We start from the raw sequence: 22,667 nt of genomic DNA, 5'->3' as shown, positions 1-22,667 counted from the left end.
TCAGCCGGCCAGTGCCCGCTCCAGGCCCGCCGCGTCCAGGAACGCGGTGTGGGTGCCCGCCGTGGTGCAGGCGAACGCGCCGGCCGCCGCACCGGCCCGCATGCACTCCTCGACCGGGCGGCCCGCCAGCCGCCGCTGCAGGAAACCGGAGACGAACGCGTCGCCCGCGCCGTTGCTGTCCACGATCGGCGCGCCCGGGTCCACCGCCGGGAAGTGCCGGGGCGCCTCGTCCTCGCGGGTGAGCAGGAACGCGCCGTGCGCGCCCGCGGTGGCCACCACCAGCTCGGCCCGGCCTTGCGCCAGGATCGAACGCATCGCCGCTTCCGGGCGGTTGCCGAGGCCGGCCGCGGACAGGAACACCACGTCCGAGCGGAGTGCGTAGAACCGGTGGTGCTCGTTCTCGCCGTCCCAGGCGTGCAGGTCGGTGGAGCTGGGGCGGCCCAGCCGTTCGACGTCCGGGTACATGTCGCGGTTGACGCCCGTGATCGACAGGTGGACGTGCTGCGAGCGCTCCAGCAGCGGCAGCCAGAACTCGCGCGGCAGCCGGGCGTCCGCCGGGTGGCGGCCGTCGTAGAAGGAGAACCGCAGGCCGTCCGCGTCCACCAGGTTGACGCTGCGCGGGGTGCCGGCGGGGGCGGGCAGGTGGCTGAAGTCCAGGCCGCGGCGGGCGTATTCGGCCAGCACCAGGGCGCCCTGCGGGTCCTCGCCGAGGAAGTCGGCGAGCTTGGTGCGCAGGCCCAGCGCGTGGCAGGCCAGCGCGACGCCGTTCCCGGTGTGCGCCGGGTAGTCGCGCACCGGGGGGACGTGCACCGAGTCGACGCCGGGCGGGATCTCCAGGCGGTCCACCCGGACGATGGTGTCCACGCCGACGCCGCCGACGATCAGGATGTCGTAGTCGATCATTCGGCGATGGTGGCAGCGAAAAGCCTTGCCCTGCAAGCGCTTTCAGAAACTTGCAGGGCGGGGCGGGGTGTCAGGCGCGGTCCGCCGGAGTGAGGTCGTCCAGCAGATCCTGCTCGTAGGCGATACCCGGCCGCACCGGGTACTGCGGGCCCAGCTGACCGGCCGGCAGCACCAGCGTGGTCAGCACCTCGCGCCGCCGGGTGGAGCGCCAGAGCCGGTACGCCGACAGCACGGTGGCCGCCAGCAGCACCAGGTTGCGGGCCGTCAGCACCAGGACGCCGGACAGCTCGCTGCGGTTCACGGTGCCGAACATCACCGGGAACTCGATCGTGGTCAGCACCGTGGCCACCAGCACCACCACCGCCACCGGACGCTGGCTGCTGCCCCGCACCGTCAGGCACACCGCCGCCAGGCCGACCACCCAGATCATGTACTGCGGGCTGATCACCCGACTGGTCGCGGTGAAGATCAGCAGCGCGCACAGCGCCGCGTCGAAGGTGGTCGCCGAAGTCCAACGGGTCGCCCGCAGACGCCAGATGAGCAGCCAGCCGAAACCGGCCACCGTCATGCCCACCATCACCTTGGAGATCACCGGCACCCACGGGCCGAGGAACTCCACCGAGCCGTAGTTCATCGTCACGGTGCCGTGCCACGACCCCGCCAGCTTCGCGAAGTGCAGCGGCAGCGCACCCAGCGACTCGATCTCGATGCCCCGCTCCGACTGGAACTTCAGGAACTCGAACGCCCCGTTCATGCCCGCCGTCAGCAGGAAACCCAGCGCCCCCGCGAACGTCGCCGCCGAGGTCCAGGCCCGCCGGGTGCGCCGGCCGCGCGGCGTGCCGATCAGCGCCAGCAGCGGCCAGATCTTCAACAGCCCGCCCAGCCCCAGCAGCACCCCGCCCAGCGCCGGGCGGCGCAGCACCACCAGCAGACCCGCCACCGCCAGCGCCGTCACGATGATGTCGTACCGGCAGTACACCGTCGGCCCGAGCAGCGGAACGCCCACCACCCAGTACCAGGCACCCAGATAGCTGCGGCCCTTGCGGACACCCGCGCGCATCAGCAGCGCCATCGCCGCCGCGTCCACCACGACGCAGATCACGAAGAACGACACCAGGTACGACCACGGCAACAGGCCCGGCAGCAGGATCACCAGCGCCGCGCCCGGCGGGTACTGCCAGGTCACGTCGTCCAGCGGGAAGGTGCCGGTGCGCAGCACCTCGTACCAGCTGTGGTAGATCACCGAGACGTCCGCTGTCACGTCCGTGTTGGCGATCCGCAGCACCCCCGCGACCACCAGGACCAGCAGGGTCCGGGAGACCGTCCAGCCGGCCGCCAGGGCCCACAGCGGACGACGACTCGGTGCGGAACCGGACGGGGCAGGCAGCGCCGGGGCCTCCGAGCTGCCGGGCCGTTCGGCCTGGGCTGACTCCACTACGCTCCTTCGGGTCGTCGCGTACGCACCGGAACCGGGCTTGCGCGCCGGGGTACCGGTAAGGACCACCAGCACACAGCATCAGTTGCGGCGGTGTCCTCCAACTTCTCCGAACCGTGTCCGAACCGTCCGGGCCCGCGCGCACCGCCACCACGGGCGGCACGGGCCGCGTTCCCGGCGGACTGGTGCGGTGACCTATCGTACGGACCACTCACGGGTACTCCGAGCACCCCCTGACCGAGCGAGCCGCGGCACATGAACAGAACCCTCATCGTCACCAACGACCTTCCGCCCAGGCCAGGCGGCATCCAGGCGTTCGTCCACAACATGGCGGTGCGCCAGCCGGCCGGGTCGATCGTCGTGTACGCCTCCACCTGGCGGGACGGCCGGGAAGTCGCCAAGTTCGACGTGGAACAGCCCTTTCCGGTGATCCGCGACCGCACCAAAATGATGATCCCCACCACCCGGGTCACCCGGCGGGCCGCGGAGATCATGCGCGCCGAGAGTTGCACCTCCGTCTGGTTCGGTGCCGCCGCGCCGCTCGGCCTGATGGCCCCGCACCTGCGCCGGGCCGGCGCCGAGCGGATGATCGGCATGACCCACGGCCACGAGGCCGCGTGGGCCCAGCTGCCCGGCTCCGCGCAGCTGCTGCGCCGGATCGGCGGCAACACCGATGTGCTGACGTACCTCGGCGAGTACACGCGTTCGCGGATCGCCCGTGCCGTCGGGCCTCGGGTCGCCTCGCGGATGGTCCAACTGCCGCCCGGCGTCGACGAGTCCACCTTCCGGCCGGACTCCGGCGGCGACGCGGTCCGGGCGCGGCTCGGGCTCACCGAACGGCCGGTCGTGGTGTGCGTGTCGCGGCTGGTGCCGCGGAAGGGGCAGGACACGCTGATCCGCTCCTTCCCGCGGGTCCTCGCCGCGCATCCTGATGCCGTGCTGCTGATCGTCGGGGGCGGGCCGTACCGGGCGGACCTGGAGAAGCTCGTGGACCAGGTCGGGGTGCGCTCGTCGGTGGTGTTCACCGGCGCCGTGCCGTGGGAGGAACTCCCCGCCCACTACGGGGCCGGGGACGTCTTCGCGATGCCGTGCCGGACGCGGCGCGGGGGGCTGGACGTGGAGGGGCTCGGGATCGTCTACCTGGAGGCTTCGGCGACCGGGCTGCCCGTCGTCGCCGGGGACTCCGGGGGTGCGCCGGACGCGGTCCGCGAGGGGGAGACCGGGTTCGTGGTGCCCGGGAAGAACGGGGAATCGGTGCTCGCGGAGCGGCTGGTGCGACTCCTTGGGGACGCGGAGCTGCGACGCGAGATGGGTGAGGCCGGCCGCAAGTGGGTCTACGACGCCTGGCGTTGGGACATGCTGGCGGAGCGGCTCACCGGGTTGCTCGAGGCCCGCTGAGCGGGCGCGAAGCCCGGGAGGGCGCGAAACCGGGGGCGCGGGGACCTGCGCGACAAGCGCAGTTCCCCGCGCCCCTGATTTCCCTTAGCGGGCGTACAGCGCCTCGATGTCGGCGGCGAAGTCCTTCAGGACGACGTTGCGCTTGAGCTTGAGGGACGGGGTGAGGTGGCCGCTGGCCTCGGTGAAGGTGGTGGTGAGGAGGCGGAACTTCTTGACGGCCTCGGCGTGGGAGACGGCCAGGTTGCCGTCGTCGACGGCGGCCTGGATCGCGGCGAGGAGGTCGGGGTCCTCGCGGAGGTCGGAGACCGTCGCGTCGGCGGGCTTGTTGTTGAGGGCCTTCCAGCGGGGGAAGAACTCGTCGTCGACCGTGACGAGGCAGGCGATGAAGGGCTTGCGGTCGCCGACGACCATGACCTCGCCGACGATCGCGTGGGCGCGGATGCGGTCCTCGATCACGGCGGGGGCGACGTTCTTGCCGCCGGCGGTGACGATGATTTCCTTCTTGCGGCCGGTGATGGTGAGGTAGCCGTCGTCGTCGAGGGTGCCGATGTCGCCGGTGGCGAACCAGCCGTCCCGGAGGGCCTCGGCGGTGGCGGTGGGGTTGTTCCAGTAGCCGGTGAAGATGTTCGGGCCCTTGAGCAGGACCTCGCCGTCCTCGGCGATGCGGGTCGCGGAGCCGGGGAGCGGCTGGCCGACGGTGCCGATCTTGGCCCGGTCGTTGGGGTTGAAGGTGGTGGCGGCGCAGGACTCGGTGAGGCCGTAGCCCTCCAGGACGGAGAAGCCGATGCCGCGGTAGAAGTGGCCGAGCCGTTCGCCGAGCGGGGCGCCGCCGGAGATGGCGGTCTTGCAGCGGCCGCCGAGCGCGTTGCGGAGCTTGACGTAGACCAGCTTGTCGAAGATCGCGTGCTTGATCCGCAGCATCAGCGAGGGGCCGCCGGCGTCCAGGGCACGGCTGTAGGCGATGGCGGTGTCGGCGGCGCGGTCGAAGATCTTGCCCTTGCCGTCGGCCTGGGCCTTGGCGCGGGCGGTGTTGTAGACCTTCTCGAAGACCCGGGGGACGCCGAGGATCAGCGTCGGCTGGAAGGAGCCGAGTTCCTCGGTGACGTTCCGGATGTCGGAGACGTGGCCGAGCTTGACCGGGACGATGGCGGCGGCGATCTCGGCGATCCGGCCGAGCACGTGGGCCAGCGGCAGGAACAGCAGGACCGAGGACTCGCCGGTGACGAACAGCTCGGGCATCCGGGCGGTGACGTTGCCCAGTTCGGCGAGGAAGTTGCCGTGGGTGAGCTGACAGCCCTTGGGGCGGCCGGTGGTGCCCGAGGTGTAGACGATGGTGGAGATCGAGTCGGGGTTCGCGATGACGCGGCGTTCGGCGATCACCTGGTCGGCGACGTCCTGGCCGGCGCGGGTCAGTTCGGCGATGCCGTCGCGTTCGATCTGCCAGGTGTGCGTGAGCCCGGGCAGGGCCTCGCGGACCTCGGTGATCACGGCGGCGTGCTTGTCGGTCTCGGTGATCACGACGAGTGCGCCGGAGTCGCCGAGGATCCACTGCACCTGCTCGGCGGAGGAGGTCTCGTAGACGGGGACGGTGATCGCGCCGGCGGTCCAGATCGCGAAGTCCAGCAGCGTCCACTCGTAGCGGGTGCGGGACATCACGGCGACCCGGTCGCCCGGGCCGACGCCGGACGCGATCAGGCCCTTGGCTACGGCGTGCACCTCGGCGAGGAACTGGACGGCAGTGAGGTCCTGCCAGTGCCCGTCCACCTTGCGGCTGAGCACAGCGACGCCCGGGTGCCGCTCCGCGTTCTGGTGGACCAGGTCGGCGAGGTTGCCATCGCTCGGTACCTGGTAGCGGGCCGGAAGGCTGAACTCCTCGAGCAAGACTGCTCCTCGTCTGCGACGCTGCGGGACGACTGGACGTTACTGCTGGGTAGGTGAGTTCGACCAGAGGGGTCGGCCTCGGTGTTCCGATCGTCACATCGCAGGTCGGACGTGGGATGGATCGATGCGAACCCTACGGCAGACGCAATGTGACCCGCCGGTAAGGTGCCCGGGCGGAAAGTAGCCGGGCCCGCCCGCGATAGCCTCTGGTGGGCGCACAGCAGCACAGGGAGATCGCGGAGGCCGCAATGGCGGAGCACACCAGGTCGAGCATTGTCATCGACGCCACCCCGGCCGAGGTCATGGCGGTGATCGCCGATTTCGCCGCCTACCCGGAGTGGACCGACGAACTGAAGGAGATCGAGGTCCTGCAGACCGGGCCGGACGGCCGCGCCGCCGAGGTGCGGCTGCTGCTGGACGCCGGCGCGATCCGCGACGAGCACTCCCTCGCCTACACCTGGGACGGCGACCGCGAGGTCAGCTGGACCCTGGTCCGGAGCCAGATGCTGCGCTCCCTGGACGGCTCCTACCGGCTCACCCCCGCCGGCCAGGGCCGCACCGAGGTCACCTACCAGCTGGCCGTGGACGTCAAGATCCCGATGCTCGGCATGATCAAGCGCAAGGCCGAGAAGGTCATCATCGACCGGGCGCTGGCCGGCCTGAAGAAGCGCGTCGAGGGCTGACCGGGTCCGTGGCCACCCGCACCGTACTCGTCAGCGGCCCCGAATCCGCCAGGATCGCCGCCGCCACCGCCCTGCACCACGCCCGGCAGGGCAGCGAAACCCTGCTGCTGGCAGCCGACGACCCGCACCGGGCCGTCGACGACCTGCTCGGCGTCCGGCTCGGGCCCGAAGCCGTCGAGCTGGAGCGCTTCCTGAGCGCCGCCAGGGTCGACGAACAGGCCGCGTTCCGCTCCGCCCTGGACGGCTACCGCGAGCGGCTCGCCCCCGCGCTCGACCTGATCGGCGCCCAGCCGCTCGACCCCGACGAGCTCGCCCCGCTGCCCGGCACCCGCGCCCTCGCCCTGCTGCGCGCGCTGCCCCGGGCCAAGGCCGAGGTACTGGTGGTCGCCGCCCCGCCGCCCGCCGAACTGATCGCCACCCTCGCGCTGCCCGACCAGCTGGAGCGCTACCTGACCCGGCTGCTCCCCGAACAGCGCCAGGCCGCCCGCGCGCTGCGCCCGCTGCTGGCCGGGCTGGCGGGCGTCCCGATGCCCACCGACAAGCTGTTCGAGGCCCGGGCCGCCGCGTCCGCCGCGCTCGCCGAGGCCGCCGCCGTGATCACCGCGCCCGGCACCACCGTCCGCCTGGTGCTGGACGCCGCCCGCCCCGCGCCGCGCGCCCTCGCCCGGATCCGGGCCGGACTCGCCCTGCACGGCCTGCCGCTGGACGCGGTGGTCGCGCACGGCGCGCACCCCGCCGAAGCCGTCGACTCCCCGGACCCGTGGCTGGCCCGCACCGCCGCCCGGCAGCGCGAACAACTCGGCACGCTGGCAGAGGCGTTGGACGTCCCACTGCTGACCGCCCGGCAGCCGGACAGCACCCTGGAAGCGCTCGCCGAGCAGCTGTACCGGGCCGGCGCCCCGCGCATCCCCGCGCCCGCCGAGCCCTGGACCGAGGACCGGCTGGCCGCCGAGAACCTGCTGATCTGGCACCTGCCGCTGCCCGGCGCGGACCGCGAGGACCTCGAACTGCTGCGCCGCGGCGACGAATTGGTCCTCGGCGCCGGAACCTACCGGCGGGTCGTGGCACTCCCGTCCGCGCTGCGCCGTTGCACCGTCAGCGGGGCCGGCCTGGTCGACGGGACGCTGTCGGTGCGGTTCACCCCCGATCCCGCACTGTGGCCGCGCGGGTAGCGGAATCCGACGGACGGGAGCGTGTGATGAGTACGGAACAGCCGGGCGGGACGGGCGAGTTCGCGCCGCTGGTGGAAGAGGTGCGGAAGTTCGCGACCGCGCTCGGCGGCAAGGCCGTGGAGATCGGCGGCAAGCTGCGTGAGTCCAACCCCGAGGTGTACGGCCACCTGGCCGCCGCCGGCGGCGAGTTGCTGGCCGCGTACCGCGCCGCCGTGGCCGGTCACGAGCGGCGCTGGTCGGCGCCCCAACACGCCGAGACCGAGCGGGTGGACCTGGACGGGCCCCAAGAGGCCTCCGACAAGTAGTTAAGCCGGAAGTTCGTCAGCGTCACTTTGCGGTTCCGAGTCATCACCGAACGGGACAGTCGATATGACTCCTGAAGGCAGTTTGCCCGATGGGTCGAGGATTGCCTTCGGATAATGTAGGCCGAACTGTGTACGTGGGCACCCCTCAGCCGGTACCGTTCCGCCTGAGCGGGAACGAGTGAATAGCTGAGGGACACATGGCTCTGACCATCGGCGTGGACGTCGGCGGTACCAAGATCGCAGCAGGTGTGGTCGACGAGTCCGGCGAGATTCTGGCCAAGACCCGGGTGCCCACCCCGGCCGACCCCCAGTGGGCGGTCGACGCCATCGCCCAGGGCGTACGGGAGTTGAAGGAGCAGTACCCCGGCGTCGCCGCCGTCGGCGTCGGCGCGCCCGGCTTCGTCAGCCGGGACCGCTCCACCGTCCTGATGGCGCCCAACATCGCCTGGGAGAACGAGCCCCTCAAGCAGCGCGTCGAGGAACTCACCGGCCTGCCCACCGTGATCGAGAACGACGCCAACTGCGCCGCCTGGGCCGAGTTCCGGTTCGGCGCCGCGGCCGATTACGAGGACATGCTGCTGATCACCGTCGGCACCGGCATCGGCGGCGGCATCGTCCTCGACGGCCGCCTGCACCGCGGACGGTTCGGCGTCGCCGGCGAGATCGGCCACCTCAACATGGTCCCCGACGGCCTGCCCTGCGGCTGCGGCGGCCACGGCTGCTGGGAACAGTACGGCTCCGGGCGCGCGCTGCGACGCTACGGCCGCGAGAAGGCCGCCGCCGACCCGATCGCCGGCAAGCGGATGCTCGAACTCAACGAGGGCCTCGCCGAGACCATTCGCGGCATCCACATCACCCAGGCCGCGGAGGAGGGCGACCCGCTGGCCCTCGCCTGCTACGCGGAGGTCGCCGACTGGCTCGGCCGCGGCATGGCCGACCTCGCCGCGCTCTTCGACCCGGCCGTCTTCGTCCTCGGCGGCGGCGTCTCGGACTCCGGCCGTCTGCTGCTCGACCCTGTCTCGGTCGCCTTCGAGAAGTACCTGACGGGCGGGCCGGCCCGGCCGCGCGCGAACGTCGTGCTGGCGTCGATGGGGTCGGCGGCGGGGATCGCCGGGGCGGCGGACCTGGCGCGCAGCTGAGAGAGCTGGCGGGCGCGGGGAGACTGGCGCGAGCTGGCGGGTGACCGAATCAGGGGCGCCGGAAGTTTCGCACCCACTCGCGCCCCCGGCTGTGCTCTCCCTGTTACTGTCGGTCAGGTGACGGACACTGATGTTGCGTTGGCGTCCTCCGGGGTGGAGCCGGACGGGGCGCGGCGGGTGCGGGTGATGAGTTACAACGTGCGGTCGTTGCGTGATGACCGGGCGGCGGTGGCTCGGGTGATCCGGGCGTGCGATCCGGACGTGGTGTGTGTGCAGGAGTCGCCGCGGTACTGGAAGAGCGAGAAGGCCGCGGCGTGGCTGGCGCACCGGACCGGCATGGTGATTCTGGCCGGCGGCGGCCGCGTTGCGGCGGGGCCGTTGTTGCTCGGCAGGTTGCGGGTGGACGTGCTGGAGCTGCGGGACACGCTGTTGCCGAAGGCGCGGGGGTTGCATGCGCGGGGGTTCGCGAGTGCGCTGCTGCGGATCGGCGGGTCGCGTCCGTTCTCCGTGACGAGTTGCCATCTGAGTCTTCAACCGGAGGAGCGGCTGCGGCAGTTCGAGCTGTTGCGGCGTCAACTGCGGCCGGGGGAGCCGGGCGTGGTGGCCGGGGATTTCAACGAGCCGCCGGAGGGCCCGGGTTGGCGGGCGTTCGCGGAGGAGTTGACGGACGCTCACGCGAAGGCGCCGTGGGGCGGGACGTTCACTTCGGTGCCGGCGCAGCCGTACCAGCGGATCGACGGGGTGTTCGCGACGCCGGACATCGACGTGCTGGGCTGCGGGGTGCCGTACCCGCTGCCAGGTGTCTCGGCGGAGGACCTGCGGGCGGCGACGGATCATCTGCCGGTGCTGGCGGCGTTGCGGGTGCCCGCTCCGTGACGGAACGGTCGCGCCGGGGCTGAGCGGTCTTCGGCCCCGGCGCGGGCGGCGTCAGACGACGGCGCCGCCGTTCGGGTCGTCGGGCTCGTCGTCGTTGCGGTCCTTCATGCGGGCCACCAGGGTGGCGAAGCCGCCGAGGAAGGCGATGCCGCCGACCCAGGCGGGCCAGCCGGAGACCTCGCGCCACACCAGGGCGTCGAACATGATCAGTGCCGGTCCGCCGAGGACGGCCAGCCAGGCGAACTTGGCGGTGGTTTCGGCCGGGGGCAGCGGCGGGGGCTCCGGCGGGACGAAGTGGCCCTCGTCCTCGTCCTCGGCGACGGTGTAGTCGCGGGGGCCGCCCTCGGCGGGGCGGGGGACCGGGCGGGGGGCGAAGTCGCCGAGGCCGGTGGGGCCGGTGGGCGCGCTGGGCCGCCGGGGGCGCTCGGTGACGTTCTCCGCGTCGGGCCAGGCGTGCTCGGTGGCGTCCACGGGTTCGTCGAACCGGCCGACCAGCTCGGCGAAGATCGCGTCCTGTTCGGCCTGGCTGCCGGCGGCGGGGCGCCGCGGGGCGGGCTCGGGCGCGGCTTCTTCGGCGGGTTCGGCCGCCTTCGGGTCGTCGCGGGGCAGGTCGTCGTCGTTCGCTTTGCTGGTCTCGTTCACTATCGGCCTTTCAGCCCGAGTGGTTCCCGGCATCGACCGCCGCTGCCGGGGCCAGCCGCCGGACGAAGTCGAGGCTCGCCCCGAAGATCAGACCGGCGTCGTGGTCCAGCGTGGCCACGTGGAAGCTGCGGTCGAGCAGCAGCTCCGTCACATCGGTCGAGGATATCCGGGCGAGCACCATCGCCGAGTTGTGCGGCGAGACCACGTGGTCCTGCGGACTGTGCAACAGCAGAACGGGCTGGGTCACCCTCGGCATTCCCGCCTGGACGCTCTTCCACAGCCGGGCCAGTGACCAGGCGGCGTGCAGCGGCAACCGGTCGTAGCCGACCTCGGTCGTGCCGGGCTTCGCGATGTCCGAGGCGATGCCGGGCAGCGACGGCAGCAGGTGGCGCAGGACCGGAAGAAGCACCGTCGCGGGGTTGTCGGAGCGCACCGACGGGTTGACGAGCACCAGTCCGGAGATCCGGTCGCCGTGCTTCTCGGCGAGCTTGAGGGCGAGTGCCCCGCCCATCGACAGCGCGCAGACGAAGACCTGCTCGCACCGGTCGGCGAGCTCGAGGAGGGCGGTCTCCGAGGTGGTGTACCAGTCCTCCCAGCGGGTCGGCTGGAGGTCCTGCCAGCGGGTGCCATGGCCGGGCAGCAGCGGGACGCTGACGGTGAGTCCGGCGTCGGCCAGATGTTCGGCCCACGGCCGCATGGACTGCGGGGAACCGGTGAAACCGTGGACGAGCAGCACGCCGACCTGCCCGCCGTCGTGGCGGTACGGCTCGGCTCCCGGCATCAGCGGCATCGGTGGAACTCCTGGAGGTGTGGGGGTTTTCCCCGATCGTCCCACGGGCGGGTTGCCCCGTACAGAGGTGCGCGGCGGTGCTGGAACGGGTCGCCGGTGCACGGGCGGGCAAGCACAAGCATTAGGATCGTCCGGTCCGCACAACAGGAGGCCCCGGTTGTTCTACCGACTGATGAAGATGATCGTCGCGCCGCTGCTGCGGATCTTCTTCCGGCCGTGGATGGAGGGCGAGGAGAACATTCCGGACGAAGGCCCGGCCATCCTCGCCAGCAACCACCTGTCCTTCTCGGACTCGTTCTTCCTACCCGCGCTGCTCAAGCGGCGGGTGACGTTCATCGCGAAGGCCGAGTACTTCACCACGCCCGGCATCAAGGGCCGGCTGACCGCGGCGTTCTTCAAGGGCGTCGGCCAGCTCCCGGTGGACCGCTCGGGCGCCCGCGGCGCCGGCGAGGCGGCGATCCGCAGCGGCATCGCGGTGATCGAGCGCGGCGAGGTGTTCGGCGTCTACCCGGAGGGCACCCGCTCGCCCGACGGCAAGCTGTACCGCGGCAAGGTCGGCGGACTGGCCCGCGTCGCGCTGGCCACCGGTGCGCCGGTGATCCCGGTCGCGATGATCGACACCGAGAAGGTGCAGCCGCCCGGCCAGGTGATCCCCAACTTCGGCGTCCGCCCCGGCATCCGGATCGGCCGTCCGCTGGACTTCTCCCGCTACCAGGGCATGGAGAACGACCGGTTCATCCTGCGCTCGGTCACCGACGAGGTGATGTACGAGATCATGCGGCTGTCCGGCCAGGAGTACGTGGACATCTACGCGACCGCCGCCAAGCGGCAGCTCGCCGAGGAGAAGAAGGCCGCCGACGCGGACCGCAAGGCGCAGCAGAAGGCCGAGAAGGCCGCCGCCGCCGAGCAGGCCGAGCAGGAGAAGGCCGAGCAGGAAAAGGCCGCGGGTCGGGAAAAGGCAGAGCAGGAGAAGGACGCCGGGGCCTGACCGGCCGTCAGGGGGGCTTGCCGTGGGGGAGCACAGACCCGCCGTGCCGCAGCCGGGGCCGTCAGGTCCGGCCGCGGCCGTGGTGGCCGGCGGGATGTCGGTGGAACTGCCGCTGTGGCGTGCCATGGGGTACTTCCGGGTGCTGGCACTCGCGTACGCCGTGCTGCGGTTCTTCACCGCGTACCGGGAGTTCCTGCACCCGGTGTCCGGCTGGATCTACCTGGGCGCGCTGACCCTGTGGACGCTGGCCAGCACCCGGGCGTTCGCCGGGCCGAAGCGGTGCACCTGGGCGGTGCTCGGCACCGACCTGCTGTTCGCGGTGTTCGGCATCGTGCAGAGCGGCTTCATCGACACCCCCGCCCGGATCCACGCCGGCGCGCCGACGCTGCCCACCATCTGGGCGGCCGGCACCGTGCTCGGCTTCGCCGGCAAGGGCGGCTGGCGGCCCGCCGCGTTCGCCGGAGCGGTGATCGGCGCCGCCAACATCCTCGGCCACGGCGGGGTCAGCCCCGACAACCTGCACAACATCGTGCTGCTGCTGGTCGCGGGCTGCGCGATCGGCTACGTCATCGAACTCGCCCGGGCCAGCGAGGCCGTGCTCACCCGGGCACTCCAGGTGGAGGCCGCCACCCGGGAACGCGAACGGCTGTCCCGGGACATCCACGACGGGGTGCTCCAGGTGCTCGCCCTGGTGCACCGTCAGCAGGGCGACGCCGCCGAGCTGGGACGACTGGCGGGGGAGCAGGAACGTGCGCTGCGGGCCCTGATGACAGGCGCCCAGCAGCCGGAACTCGAGGACGGCGAGGCGGACCTGCGCCCGCTGGTCTCCCGGCACGCGGACGAGCGGATCACCGTCGCCGCGCCCGCCACCCCGGTGCTGATGCCCGCGCCGGTGGCCGCCGAACTGGCCGCCGCGGTCGCGGCCGCGCTGGACAACGTACGGACGCACGCGGGTGAGGGCGCCCGCGCCTGGATCCTGCTGGAGGACGAGCCGCAGGCCGTCACGGTCTCGGTCCGCGACGACGGCCCCGGCTTCCCGGCCGGGCGGCTGGCCCAGGCGCAGCGCGACGGCCGGCTGGGCGTGTCGCAGTCGATCCGCGGCCGGATGCTGGACCTCGGCGGCAGCGCCGAGCTGTACTCGGTGCCCGGCGAGGGCGTCGAGGTGGAACTGCGGTGGCCGAGGAGGGGTGGCGATGTCTGATCAGCCGGTGCGGGTGATGGTGGTGGACGACCACCCGATGTGGCGCGACGGGGTGGCCCGGGACCTGGCGGAGGCCGGGTTCGCGGTGGTCGCCACCGCCGGGGACGGCGAGGAGGCGGTGCGCCGGGCCAGGGCCAGCGCCCCGCAGGTGGTGGTACTCGACCTCAACCTGCCCGCGCTGCCCGGCGTCGAGGTGTGCCGCCAGGTGGTGGCCGCCGACCCGGCGGTGCGGGTGCTGGTGCTGTCCGCGAGCGGCGAGCACGCCGACGTGCTGGAGGCGGTGAAGTCCGGAGCGACCGGCTACCTGGTGAAGTCGGCCGGCCGCGAGGAACTGATCGACGCGGTGAGCCGCACCGCCGTCGGCGACCCGGTCTTCACCCCCGGCCTGGCCGGGCTGGTGCTCGGCGAGTTCCGCCGCCTGGCCACCGAGCCCGGCACCCCCGCCCAGCCGGCCGTGCCGCAGCTGACCCCCCGGGAGACGGAGGTGCTGCGGCTGGTCGCCAAGGGCCTGTCGTACCGCCAGATCGCCGACCGGCTGGTGCTCTCGCACCGCACCGTGCAGAACCACGTGCAGAACACCCTCGGCAAGCTGCAACTGCACAACCGGGTCGAGCTGGTGCGGTACGCGATCGAGCAGGGGCTGGACGAGGAGCTGGGCTAGGCCGAGCAGTCCTCGCCGACGGCGTTGGTGACGGGCTGGAAGGTGTCGCGGATCTCCTCGTTGGTGAAGTCGTCGAGCCCGAGGTCCTGCTTCAGGGTGGTCGTCCAGTCGGTGTCCTGGAGGTACTCGGCGATCGCCTTGCGGAGCAGTTCGCAGGCCTTCTGGTGGCCCTTGGGCAGCATCATCATCAGGTACTGCGGCCTGCCGATCCGGGCGTTCCGGGCGACCCGGTAGGTGTGCTCGGTGCCGGAGCCGGAGTTGATCGCGATGCCCTGCAGGACCACGTAGTCGGCGAGCACGGCCTCGGCGGTGCCGTCGTTGAGCCGGTCGATGCACGCGTTGAGGTCGGGGGCGCTGACGGGGGGCCGACCGCCGTTCTGCTCCAGGGTGCTGTAGGCGGTGGTCTTCTCCTGCGCGCAGACGGCGAGCGGCCGGAGGTCCTCGGCTTTGTTGATCTCCCGGGTGTCCGAGGCCTTCAGCAGGACGCCGAGCGGGGTCTGCAGGTAGGGGCCGGCCATGTCGAAGTCGTGCTTCAGATCGTCCCGTTCGGAGATGTCGGCTATCACCAGGTCGACCTTGTTGTGGTTGGTCTTTCCGTCGAGGAGGGCTTCCTTCCAGTTGGCCGTGGTCACCGGCAGCGAGGTGAAGTCGCGGTGCAGCAGACCTTGCACCACCTTCTGCGCCACGTGCGGCTCGAATCCGTCGTAGTTGCCCTTGCCGGTGAGGTCGGACATGCCGGGGCGGCCGCTCTTGAAGCCGATCTTGATCGGATCGCTGTCGAACGGATTCGGCTTGCTGTCGTCGGAGCAGCCGACTGCGGCGGCGGCCAGCAGGAGCAGACAGGCCGCCAGACGGACGGTGCGTGGTGCGTGCACGGGAACCTCCTATCGCTCGAACTCGACGCGCTGGGTCTCTATGTGCCGGTCGCATCCGGTGGGGCCTTCCAGGTACAGGTAGATGGTCAGATCGGTCTGGCCGGACGGCACGGCGACGGACAGTGGGACGCCCGGGTTCTGCCAGCCGGTGGCTCCCGCCGGATCGGTGGAGAGCGCGACGTGCATGTCCGGGCAGGCACCGAGGCCAGGGTTCAGGTCCTTCAACCGGATATTCGCCACCAGGCGGTGGGCCCCCGCAGGGACGGTCACCTTCGCGGCGGACGCGCTACCCGGTTTCACGGACTCCGGCTGCCAGGTCACCGCCTGGTCGGGCAGCGGCGCCGGCCCCTTGTCGAGCACCAGGGCCGCCAGCCCGCCCGCCAGGGCCAGCAGCGCGACGGCGACCGCCACCACCCGCCAGAACCGGGGCGGCGGGGGCGGCACGCGCTGGACGTAGCTGCGCGAGCGGTCCACCGCGACTCGGGCCTGCTGGGCCAACTGCTCCTCGACGCGGTCGATTTCGAGCAGCAGCAGGGCGGGGCTGCCGCCGGCCAGGGACCGTTCGGCCAGGCCGAGCAGCTCCAGGCCGGAGGCGCGCTCCGGCAGCGGCGCCGGGAAGCACAGCACCTGGGCGATCACCACGAAGTCGGCCCGCTGGTCCATCGTCAGCCCCCGGGCGTCCTGCACCCGGCCGAGGAACCCGACCCAGTCGCCGCGCAGTTGGGAACCGAAGGCGTCGGTCAGCCAGTCGTACAGGTGGCTGATCGCGGCGGCGGGCTGGGGGTGGTCCTCGGCCAGGTACTTGGCGATCCGCTGGGCGGCCTGCGGGAGGCCGGCGAAGTTCACCTGGACGACGTAGTCGGTCTGTTCGGCGAGGTGCTGCTCCAACTGGGGCAGCGGTACGGCCAGTTCGAACCAGCCCGACAGGATGCGCTGCAGCATGTGCCGGGTCTCCCTGGTGCAGCGGTCCATCCCTTAGTCCTCCGGGTCGATGTGCAGCAGTCTTCCGAGTCTTTCGAGCGCCTGGTCCGGTCCGGACAAGGCGATGGCGCAGTCCAGCAGGGCATGCAGGGCGCTGGTCGGGTCGCGGTGGTTGAGGCAGGCGGCGGCGATGCCGCTCAGGTGCAGGAATGCATGCCCGTGGTAGGGCACCTTGATCCCCGCGCCCGGGCCGAGTTGCTCGTTCATGAACTGGATCAGCAGCAGTCGCGCCGGTGGGTCCTGCAGCAGCGCGACCTCGGCCAGCAGCCGGGCGCACGCCTGGGCGGTGACCTTTCGTTCCGGCGCGGGCGGGCGTTCGCCGAGCAGCGGCAGCAGGTCGGACAGCGGGGTGATCCAGCCGCCCAGCGTGCCGACGCTGTCCGCGGTGGCCTTCAGCATGCCGATCACCCGGCCGTCGCCGTCGATCGCCATGCTGCCGCTCAATCCGAACGGGATCGCACCCAGTTGCACCCGCAGGCCGAGCCCGGAGGGGCCCGCCACGGTCAACCGGGCGGATTCCGGGCCGACTTCGCGGGTCAGCTTGTTCTCCGCGAAGCCGTGCACCAGCACGGCGGCGCCGTTGGCGACGTCCCGCCCGGCGAGCGGCACCGCGGGTGCGCCCGCCAGGCCCGGAACGTCCAGCACCGCCAGGTCCGGCGGCGGGTGCACGGCCGCGCCCGGCGGGCGTTCGGGCGGGGCCAGCAGCACCACCCGGGCCGGATGCGCGGTGCCGGAGTGGTGGGCCGTGACCGACGGGTGCCCGGCCACCACGTGGGCGCAGCTGACCACCCGGCCCGCTCCCAGGTGGAAGCCGCTGCCGAGGAACTCCCCGTCGGGTCCGGCCAGCCAGAGCGCGGCGGCCAGCGCGCCGTGCGGCGTCACTCGGCGTCGGCGGGGCGGTCGTCGTCGGGTCGGCCGTCGTCGGGTCGGCCGTCGGGGCGCGACCAGCCCAGCCGTACCACCAGGCTCGCCTCGCCGGACGCCTCCGCCAGCACGCTGATCAACTGGCCTGATTTCACACCCAGGTTGAGGCCGAACTCCACCTCGAAGGAGTCCGGGTCGCCGGCCTCCCGCGCGGTGTCCCGGGCCCAGCGGCCCACCGCGCGGACCGTCCGCCGCACCTCGCCCAGGCTGTGCGTCACCGCCCTGGAGACCGCCCCCGCGTCCCCGGCCGTCGGTTCCGAGCCCGCGCGGACGGCCGCGTGCAGGACGGTGCCGTCGTCCAGGACGATCTCCACCGTGTCGTGTTCCGTTGAATGCGCCATGTCCCCCTCCATTCCCGCTCGCGAAGCAGGATATGAATATCAGTCAACTCCACTCCGTACTACGCGTTTTAAGGGTTCGTGGCGGGTGTGGCGGGTGGGTCAGCCGCGTACTGCCGGGACGGCGTTCAACAGTTCGGCGACGATCTCCACGCCGTCCCTGGTGAGCACCGACTCGGGGTGGAACTGGAGGCCCGCGAAGCCCGGTCCGCGCAGCGCGTGCACGTCCCCGCTGCGCGGGTCGCGGGCCACCTCGATGCCGTCGGCGGCCAGGCGCCGAGCCGCGTCGTCGTCGCAGCGGGCGGTGAAGGTGTTGTAGAAGCCCACGGTGCGGCGGACGCCGAACAGGTCGACGCTCTCCTGCGCGCCCTGGTACGGCACGGCCTTGCGGGCCAGCGGCAGGCCGAGCTGCGCGGACAGCAGCTGGTGGCTGAGGCAGACCGCCAGCAGCGGGGCGGTCCGGGAGCCGTCCCGGGCGGCAGCCAGGGCGTCGGCGACGACCGGGCGCAGCAGCGCCATCTTCGGGTCGTCCGGGTCGGCGGGGTCGCCGGGGCCGGGGCCGAGCACCAGCGGGCCGGGGTGGGCGGCGGCCCGCTCGCGCAGCGACGGGGCGTCGTAGCGCAGCACGGTGACGGTGTGGCCGAGCGAGCGCAGCAGGTGGGCGAGCATCGCGGTGAAGGTGTCCTCGCCGTCGACCACCAGCGCGTGGGCGCCCGGGCGGGGCTCGGCGGGCTGCTGCATCCGCAGCCAGAACGGGGCGAGGCCGGCCCGCCGGGAGCCCAGCGCGGACTGCACCCGGTGGTCCTCGGCGAGCCGGGGCCGGGCGGCGGCGGCCTTCGCCGACCGGGCCGGGCGGGCGCCGATCGCGGAGAGCACGCCGGCGGCCTTGGCATGCGTCTCGGCGACCTCCGAGTACGGGTCGGAGTGCCGGACCAGGGTGGCGCCGACCCGGACCACCAGCGAGCCGTCGGCGGGGTCGATGTCGGCGGCCCGGATGCAGATCGGCGAGTCCAGCTGCTGGCCGCCGCCGGCGGAGCGCCCGATCAGCGCCAGCGCGCCCGAGTAGTAGCCGCGCCCGCCGCGTTCGTACCGGTCGATGACCCGGGTGGCGTTCTGCACGGGGCTGCCGGTGACGGTGGCGGCGAACATGGTCTCCCGCAGCACCTCCCGTACGTCCAGCGAGGTGCGGCCGCGCAGCTCGTACTCGGTGTGCGCGAGGTGCGACATCTCCTTCAGCCGCGGCCCGAGCACCTGCCCGCCGAGGTCGCCGACCGCGCACATCATCTTCAGTTCCTCGTCGACCACCATGGTGAGCTCCTCCAACTCCTTCGGGTCGCGCAGGAATTCGAGGAGGGATTCGGCGGTGGGCCCGGTCGACGGATAGCGGTAGGTGCCGGAGATCGGGTTCATCACCACGGTGCCGCCGGACTGCCGGACGTGGACCTCGGGGGACGCGCCGACCAGCACCCGGTCGCCGGTGTGCACCAGGAACGTCCAGTAGGCGCCGCGCTCGTGCTCCAGCAGCCGCCGGAACAGGGTCAGCGCGGTGGCGGTGGAGAAGCCCGCCAGCTCGGCCCGGAAATCGCGCCGGATGACGAAGTTGGCGCCCTCGCCGCGCCCGATCTCGTCCTCGATCACCCGCCGGACGATCCCGGCGTACTCCTCGTCCGCGATGTCGAACTCCCCGCCGCGCAGCTCTACCGGCGCGTCCGGCAGCGCCGCCAGCAGCTCGACCAGCGGCAGCGCGTGCTGCTCCTCGACGGCCAGAGCGCGCAGCGGGGTGCCGTCCTGGCGGGCGGCGAAGCCGCGTTCGCGCAGCTGGGCGTAGGGGATGAGGGCGAGCAGGTCGTGCCGGGGCCCGTCGGCGGGCACGCCGTGCCGAACCGGCAGTTCGGCCAGCGTGTCGTGCTCGGAGACGGTGCCGAGCAGCAGCTCGACGGTGTCGGGGGCGAGCCGGGGCGCGCGGCGGTGCAGCAGGGCGAAGGCGGGGGCGCCGGGCGCGGTGAGCCGGGCGAGCAGGTCGGCTGCGGTGGTGGTCACGACTGCGGTGTTCCCTTCCGGGGGTTGGCTGCGGGCTTCTGCCGCCGCCTCCGGGGAGGGCCGTGACGCTGGACACAGACGCCGACGGCCGCCCCGAAGGGCGGCCGTCGTTCGTCTCTAGGGACGCGCGATCCGTGGGCCGCCCAACGGGCAGGCCCACCACCAGGAGAAGGTGTGCGTCGCGGTCATGGAGCAGACCATAGCCCACCGGCAGGACGCCCGGGGCGATGTCCACGAGCTGTCTCACCCACCGGGCGGCGTCCCCAAGCTGCCGGGGCGAACCCGTAGCCTTGCTTCTGTGACCGTGACTAACCACTCCTGGCAGTCCCTGCCCGCGGCGCAGCAGCCTGAATGGCCGGACCAAGAGGCTCTGCGCAAGACCCTTGCGGAGCTCGCCTCCTATCCGCCGCTCGTCTTCGCCGGCGAGTGCGACCAGCTGCGCGCCCGGCTCGGCGCCGTCGCGCGTGGTGAGGCGTTCCTGCTGCAGGGCGGTGACTGCGCCGAGGCGTTCGACGCCGTGTCGGCCGACCAGATCCGCAACAAGCTGAAGACCCTGCTCCAGATGGCGGCGGTGCTCACCTACGCCGCCTCCGTCCCGGTGGTGAAGGTCGGCCGGATCGCCGGCCAGTACTCCAAGCCGCGTTCGAAGAACACCGAGACCCGTGACGGCGTGACGCTGCCGGTGTACCGCGGTGACTCGGTGAACGGCTTCGAGTTCACCCCCGAGTCCCGGATCCCGGACCCGGAGCGCCTGAAGCGGATGTACAACGCCTCCGCGTCGACGCTGAACCTGGTGCGCGCCTTCACCACCGGTGGTTACGCCGACCTGCGCCAGGTGCACGCCTGGAACCAGGACTTCGTGCGCAACTCCCCGGCCGGTCAGCGCTACGAGCAGCTGGCCCGGGAGATCGATCAGGCGCTGGCCTTCATGAACGCCTGTGGGGTGGCCCCCGAGGAGTTCAAGACGGTCGAGTTCTTCTCCTCGCACGAGGCGCTGATCCTGGACTACGAGACGGCGCTGACCCGCACCGACTCGCGCACCGGCGACCTGTACGACGTCTCCGGCCACATGGTGTGGATCGGTGAGCGCACCCGCCAGCTGGACCACGCGCACATCGAGTTCGCCTCGAAGATCCGCAACCCGATCGGCGTGAAGCTCGGCCCGACCACCACGGTCGACGAGGCGCTCACCCTGATCGACCGGCTGGACCCGGACCGCGAGCCCGGCCGACTTACCTTCATCACCCGGATGGGCGCGGGCAAGATCCGCGACCACCTGCCCACCCTGGTGGAGAAGGTCACCGCGTCCGGCGCCCAGGTCGTGTGGATCAGCGACCCGATGCACGGCAACACCTTCGAGGCGTCCAGCGGCCACAAGACCCGCAACTTCGACGACGTGCTCGACGAGGTCAAGGGCTTCTTCGAGGTGCACCGCGCGCTCGGCACCCACCCGGGCGGCATCCACATGGAGCTGACCGGCGACGACGTCACCGAGTGCGTCGGCGGCGGCGACGAGGTGCTGGTCGACGACCTGCACCAGCGCTACGAGACGGCCTGCGACCCGCGGCTCAACCGCAGCCAGTCGCTGGACCTGGCGTTCCTGGTCGCGGAGATGTACCGCAACCAGTAGCCCCGGCCAGGTGTGACGAAGGCCCCTCCGTTTTCGGGTGATCCGAGGCGGAGGGGCCTTCTTCGTGTCCGAAGCATCAAGTAAGGTAAGGCTCAGTAAACAACGCCGAGCACGGAAGGGGCCGCACATGTACGTGTGCATGTGCCACGCGGTCACCGAGGCCCGGGTCAAGCAGGAGATCGACGAGGGTGCCACCACCCCGCGTCAGATAGCCCGGGGCTGCAAGGCCGGCACCGACTGCGGTTCCTGCGTGCGGCGCATCCAGGCGCTGCTCGGCGAGCACGGCGCCCGCCCGTGTCCGACGGCCCGGTTGGCCGAGCGCCTGGGCCTGGCCGGGCCGGCCGCCCCGCAGGCCGCCTGACCGGCGCCGCGGCTCAGGTCTCCGGCTGTTCGATCAGCTGCGCCAGGTAGAGCGCCTCGCCGAGCTTGTCCAGCAGTTCCAGCTGGGTGTCCAGGTAGTCGATGTGGTGTTCCTCGTCGGCCAGGATGTCCTCGAAGATGTTCGCCGAGGTGACGTCGTTCTTGGCGCGCATCACCACGATCCCGCGCTTGAGGCGGTCGATCGCCTCCACCTCGACCTGTCGGTCGGCCTCGAACATCTCCTTGACGGTCTGCCCGATCCGGACGTGGAACAGCCGCTGGTAGTTCGGCAGGCCCTCCAGGAACAGGATCCGGTCGGTGAGTGTCTCGGCGTGCTTCATCTCGTCGAAGGACTCGTGCCGGGTGTACTTGGCGAGCTTGGTCCAGCCGTTGTTCTCCTGCATCTTGGAGTGCAGGAAGTACTGGTTGATCGCGGTGAGTTCGGCGGTCAGCTGCTCGTTGAGGAACTCGACGACCTCGGGATCTCCCTGCATGGCCTGCCTTCCTGACGTGGTCAATTCCGGCCGGTGCCGGTTTGCCCGCATCGTGGCAGCCGGTCGGGTTCACTTCCAGTAAGTTCACGCTTACCGGGCGGCCGGGAATCGGCGTTTCTGCCGGTGCGGAAATTCGCTGACCTGCGCGAACGTCGCACGGATTGGGCCGTACGGAGGTATCTGGCCCGAACGCCTGAACGGAGGTCCGGGCGGATTTGCCTCATGTTGCCCCCCTCCGTCGGAATGCGTTCCTGAAGGGGCGCGCGGCGGGGGCGCGCACGGTTCGCCGGGCGCCGTCTGTCACCATGGAGCCATGGGCCAGCACCAATCGGAACAGCCGCCGCCGTCTGACCCGAGGCTTCCGCCCGGCCAGCGCCGGCAGCGCGGCTGGCCCGTTCTGCACTACGGTCCGGTGCCCAGATTCAAACCGGACAGCTGGGACTTCCAGGTGTTCGGGGCGACCGCCGACGCGGAGAAGGCCAGGTGGGACTTCGCCGCCTTCCACGCGCTGCCCAAGGTGACCGTCCGCGGCGACTTCCACTGCGTCACCAAGTTCTCCATGCTCGACAACGAGTGGTGCGGCGTCGCCGCCCGGACAGTGCTCGACCTGGTCCCGCCCGACCCGGGCGTCACCCACGTCATGGTGTGGGCCGAGTTCGGCTACAGCGCCAACCTGCGGCTCGCCGACTTCGCGGATCCGGCGACGGTCTTCGCCACCCACCACGACGGGCAGCCGCTCACCCTCGAACACGGCTTCCCGGTCCGCCTGGTGGTGCCGCACCTGTACGCCTGGAAGGGCCCCAAGTGGGTGCGCGCCGTCGAGTACATGCGCGCCGACCGCCGCGGCTTCTGGGAGGAACGCGGCTACCACAACCGGGCCGACCCCTGGCAGGAGCAGCGCTACTCCTACCAGGAGCAGGACGGCGACGGCCCGCTGCGCTGAACCCCGGC

The 22,667-nt window shown here is 71.9% G+C and carries 23 protein-coding genes; 12 read left to right on the top strand and 11 right to left on the bottom strand.

Features of this window, described 5'->3' with window-relative positions:
* Together ACGFWJ_RS32065 and ACGFWJ_RS32060 are read right to left on the bottom strand one after the other, a co-directional pair.
* Positions 1-903 carry a carbohydrate kinase family protein gene (locus ACGFWJ_RS32065; protein WP_392955705.1) on the bottom strand — a complete coding sequence of 301 codons (903 nt, stop codon included), beginning with the start codon at positions 901-903 and terminating at the stop codon, positions 1-3.
* A 70-nt stretch (positions 904-973) separates the two neighbouring features.
* Complete coding sequence (locus ACGFWJ_RS32060; protein ID WP_387643678.1) at positions 974-2,338, bottom strand: glycosyltransferase 87 family protein; 1,365 nt, start codon at positions 2,336-2,338, stop codon at positions 974-976.
* Positions 2,339-2,593: 255 nt separating this feature from the next.
* Here ACGFWJ_RS32060 and ACGFWJ_RS32055 point away from each other — a divergent pair, with 255 nt between their 5' ends.
* Positions 2,594-3,736, top strand: coding sequence for a glycosyltransferase family 4 protein (locus ACGFWJ_RS32055; RefSeq protein WP_392955703.1), 1,143 nt, complete (start codon positions 2,594-2,596; stop codon positions 3,734-3,736).
* 84 nt (positions 3,737-3,820) lie between these two features.
* Here ACGFWJ_RS32055 and ACGFWJ_RS32050 read toward each other — a convergent pair whose 3' ends face one another.
* Complete coding sequence (locus ACGFWJ_RS32050; RefSeq protein ID WP_392955701.1) at positions 3,821-5,617, bottom strand: AMP-dependent synthetase/ligase; 1,797 nt, start codon at positions 5,615-5,617, stop codon at positions 3,821-3,823.
* A 248-nt stretch (positions 5,618-5,865) separates the two neighbouring features.
* On the opposite strand from ACGFWJ_RS32050, the gene ACGFWJ_RS32045 reads away from it, so the two are divergent.
* The 5 genes from ACGFWJ_RS32045 to ACGFWJ_RS32025 all read left to right on the top strand — a co-directional run bounded on the left by ACGFWJ_RS32045 (position 5,866) and on the right by ACGFWJ_RS32025 (position 9,792).
* Positions 5,866-6,300, top strand: a complete 435-nt coding sequence (locus ACGFWJ_RS32045; protein WP_387643684.1) for an SRPBCC family protein — start codon at positions 5,866-5,868, stop codon at positions 6,298-6,300.
* A gap of 8 nt (positions 6,301-6,308) precedes the next feature.
* Entirely contained in the window at positions 6,309-7,472 is a 1,164-nt protein-coding gene (locus ACGFWJ_RS32040; protein WP_392955699.1) for an ArsA family ATPase, read from the top strand.
* A gap of 26 nt (positions 7,473-7,498) precedes the next feature.
* The gene (locus ACGFWJ_RS32035; protein ID WP_387643689.1) at positions 7,499-7,777 is read left to right on the top strand and encodes a DUF5304 family protein; all 279 of its coding nucleotides are present in this window, start codon (positions 7,499-7,501) and stop codon (positions 7,775-7,777) included.
* A gap of 197 nt (positions 7,778-7,974) precedes the next feature.
* Positions 7,975-8,916, top strand: coding sequence for an ROK family glucokinase (locus ACGFWJ_RS32030; RefSeq protein ID WP_387643691.1), 942 nt, complete (start codon positions 7,975-7,977; stop codon positions 8,914-8,916).
* Positions 8,917-9,033: 117 nt separating this feature from the next.
* The gene (locus ACGFWJ_RS32025; protein ID WP_387643694.1) at positions 9,034-9,792 is read left to right on the top strand and encodes an endonuclease/exonuclease/phosphatase family protein; all 759 of its coding nucleotides are present in this window, start codon (positions 9,034-9,036) and stop codon (positions 9,790-9,792) included.
* A 51-nt stretch (positions 9,793-9,843) separates the two neighbouring features.
* Here ACGFWJ_RS32025 and ACGFWJ_RS32020 read toward each other — a convergent pair whose 3' ends face one another.
* Together ACGFWJ_RS32020 and ACGFWJ_RS32015 are read right to left on the bottom strand one after the other, a co-directional pair.
* On the bottom strand, positions 9,844-10,434 hold the full coding sequence (locus ACGFWJ_RS32020; protein ID WP_392955696.1) for a hypothetical protein: 591 nt from the start codon (positions 10,432-10,434) through the stop codon (positions 9,844-9,846).
* Between the two features lie 10 nt (positions 10,435-10,444).
* The gene (locus tag ACGFWJ_RS32015) at positions 10,445-11,224 is read right to left on the bottom strand and encodes an alpha/beta hydrolase (RefSeq protein ID WP_392955694.1); all 780 of its coding nucleotides are present in this window, start codon (positions 11,222-11,224) and stop codon (positions 10,445-10,447) included.
* A 172-nt stretch (positions 11,225-11,396) separates the two neighbouring features.
* Here ACGFWJ_RS32015 and ACGFWJ_RS32010 point away from each other — a divergent pair, with 172 nt between their 5' ends.
* From ACGFWJ_RS32010 to ACGFWJ_RS32000, 3 genes are all read left to right on the top strand, one after another.
* Positions 11,397-12,212, top strand: a complete 816-nt coding sequence (locus ACGFWJ_RS32010) for a lysophospholipid acyltransferase family protein (protein ID WP_392955741.1) — start codon at positions 11,397-11,399, stop codon at positions 12,210-12,212.
* Positions 12,213-12,306: 94 nt separating this feature from the next.
* A complete protein-coding gene (gene macS / locus ACGFWJ_RS32005) occupies positions 12,307-13,413 on the top strand; it encodes a MacS family sensor histidine kinase (RefSeq protein ID WP_392955739.1) in 1,107 nt (368 codons plus the stop codon).
* Positions 13,406-14,074 (top strand): response regulator, encoded by a 669-nt coding sequence (locus ACGFWJ_RS32000; RefSeq protein WP_387643702.1) that lies wholly within the window; start codon positions 13,406-13,408, stop codon positions 14,072-14,074. The genes macS and ACGFWJ_RS32000 overlap by 8 nt, the downstream gene beginning before the upstream one ends.
* Here ACGFWJ_RS32000 and ACGFWJ_RS31995 read toward each other — a convergent pair.
* The 5 genes from ACGFWJ_RS31995 to ACGFWJ_RS31975 all read right to left on the bottom strand — a co-directional run bounded on the left by ACGFWJ_RS31995 (position 14,071) and on the right by ACGFWJ_RS31975 (position 19,232).
* Positions 14,071-14,949: a substrate-binding periplasmic protein gene (locus tag ACGFWJ_RS31995; RefSeq protein ID WP_392955692.1), complete on the bottom strand. Its 879-nt coding sequence runs from the start codon at positions 14,947-14,949 to the stop codon at positions 14,071-14,073. The genes ACGFWJ_RS32000 and ACGFWJ_RS31995 overlap by 4 nt on opposite strands.
* A 9-nt stretch (positions 14,950-14,958) precedes the next feature.
* Positions 14,959-15,891 carry a hypothetical protein gene (locus ACGFWJ_RS31990; protein ID WP_392955690.1) on the bottom strand — a complete coding sequence of 311 codons (933 nt, stop codon included), beginning with the start codon at positions 15,889-15,891 and terminating at the stop codon, positions 14,959-14,961.
* A gap of 33 nt (positions 15,892-15,924) precedes the next feature.
* Complete coding sequence (locus ACGFWJ_RS31985; protein WP_392955688.1) at positions 15,925-16,812, bottom strand: trypsin-like peptidase domain-containing protein; 888 nt, start codon at positions 16,810-16,812, stop codon at positions 15,925-15,927.
* Positions 16,809-17,195 carry a CU044_2847 family protein gene (locus ACGFWJ_RS31980; RefSeq protein ID WP_392955686.1) on the bottom strand — a complete coding sequence of 129 codons (387 nt, stop codon included), beginning with the start codon at positions 17,193-17,195 and terminating at the stop codon, positions 16,809-16,811. The genes ACGFWJ_RS31985 and ACGFWJ_RS31980 overlap by 4 nt, the downstream gene beginning before the upstream one ends.
* A gap of 99 nt (positions 17,196-17,294) precedes the next feature.
* Entirely contained in the window at positions 17,295-19,232 is a 1,938-nt protein-coding gene (locus tag ACGFWJ_RS31975) for an anthranilate synthase family protein (protein ID WP_392955684.1), read from the bottom strand.
* A 298-nt stretch (positions 19,233-19,530) separates the two neighbouring features.
* Between ACGFWJ_RS31975 and ACGFWJ_RS31970 the strand changes: the two genes are divergently transcribed.
* Positions 19,531-20,862: a class II 3-deoxy-7-phosphoheptulonate synthase gene (locus tag ACGFWJ_RS31970; protein WP_387643716.1), complete on the top strand. Its 1,332-nt coding sequence runs from the start codon at positions 19,531-19,533 to the stop codon at positions 20,860-20,862.
* Positions 20,863-20,989: 127 nt separating this feature from the next.
* Positions 20,990-21,223 carry a bacterioferritin-associated ferredoxin gene (locus ACGFWJ_RS31965; RefSeq protein WP_380481029.1) on the top strand — a complete coding sequence of 78 codons (234 nt, stop codon included), beginning with the start codon at positions 20,990-20,992 and terminating at the stop codon, positions 21,221-21,223.
* 13 nt (positions 21,224-21,236) lie between these two features.
* On the opposite strand, the gene bfr is transcribed toward ACGFWJ_RS31965, so the two are convergent.
* The gene (gene bfr, locus ACGFWJ_RS31960) at positions 21,237-21,716 is read right to left on the bottom strand and encodes a bacterioferritin (RefSeq protein ID WP_392955681.1); all 480 of its coding nucleotides are present in this window, start codon (positions 21,714-21,716) and stop codon (positions 21,237-21,239) included.
* Between the two features lie 313 nt (positions 21,717-22,029).
* On the opposite strand from bfr, the gene ACGFWJ_RS31955 reads away from it, so the two are divergent.
* Entirely contained in the window at positions 22,030-22,659 is a 630-nt protein-coding gene (locus ACGFWJ_RS31955; RefSeq protein ID WP_392955679.1) for a sulfite oxidase-like oxidoreductase, read from the top strand.
* Positions 22,660-22,667 lie beyond the last annotated feature (8 nt).

The sequence above is a fragment of the Kitasatospora sp. NPDC048407 genome (assembly GCF_043200475.1).
Classification (GTDB): Bacteria; Actinomycetota; Actinomycetes; order Streptomycetales; family Streptomycetaceae; genus Kitasatospora.
This window is presented reverse-complemented; position numbering and strand designations above follow the sequence as displayed.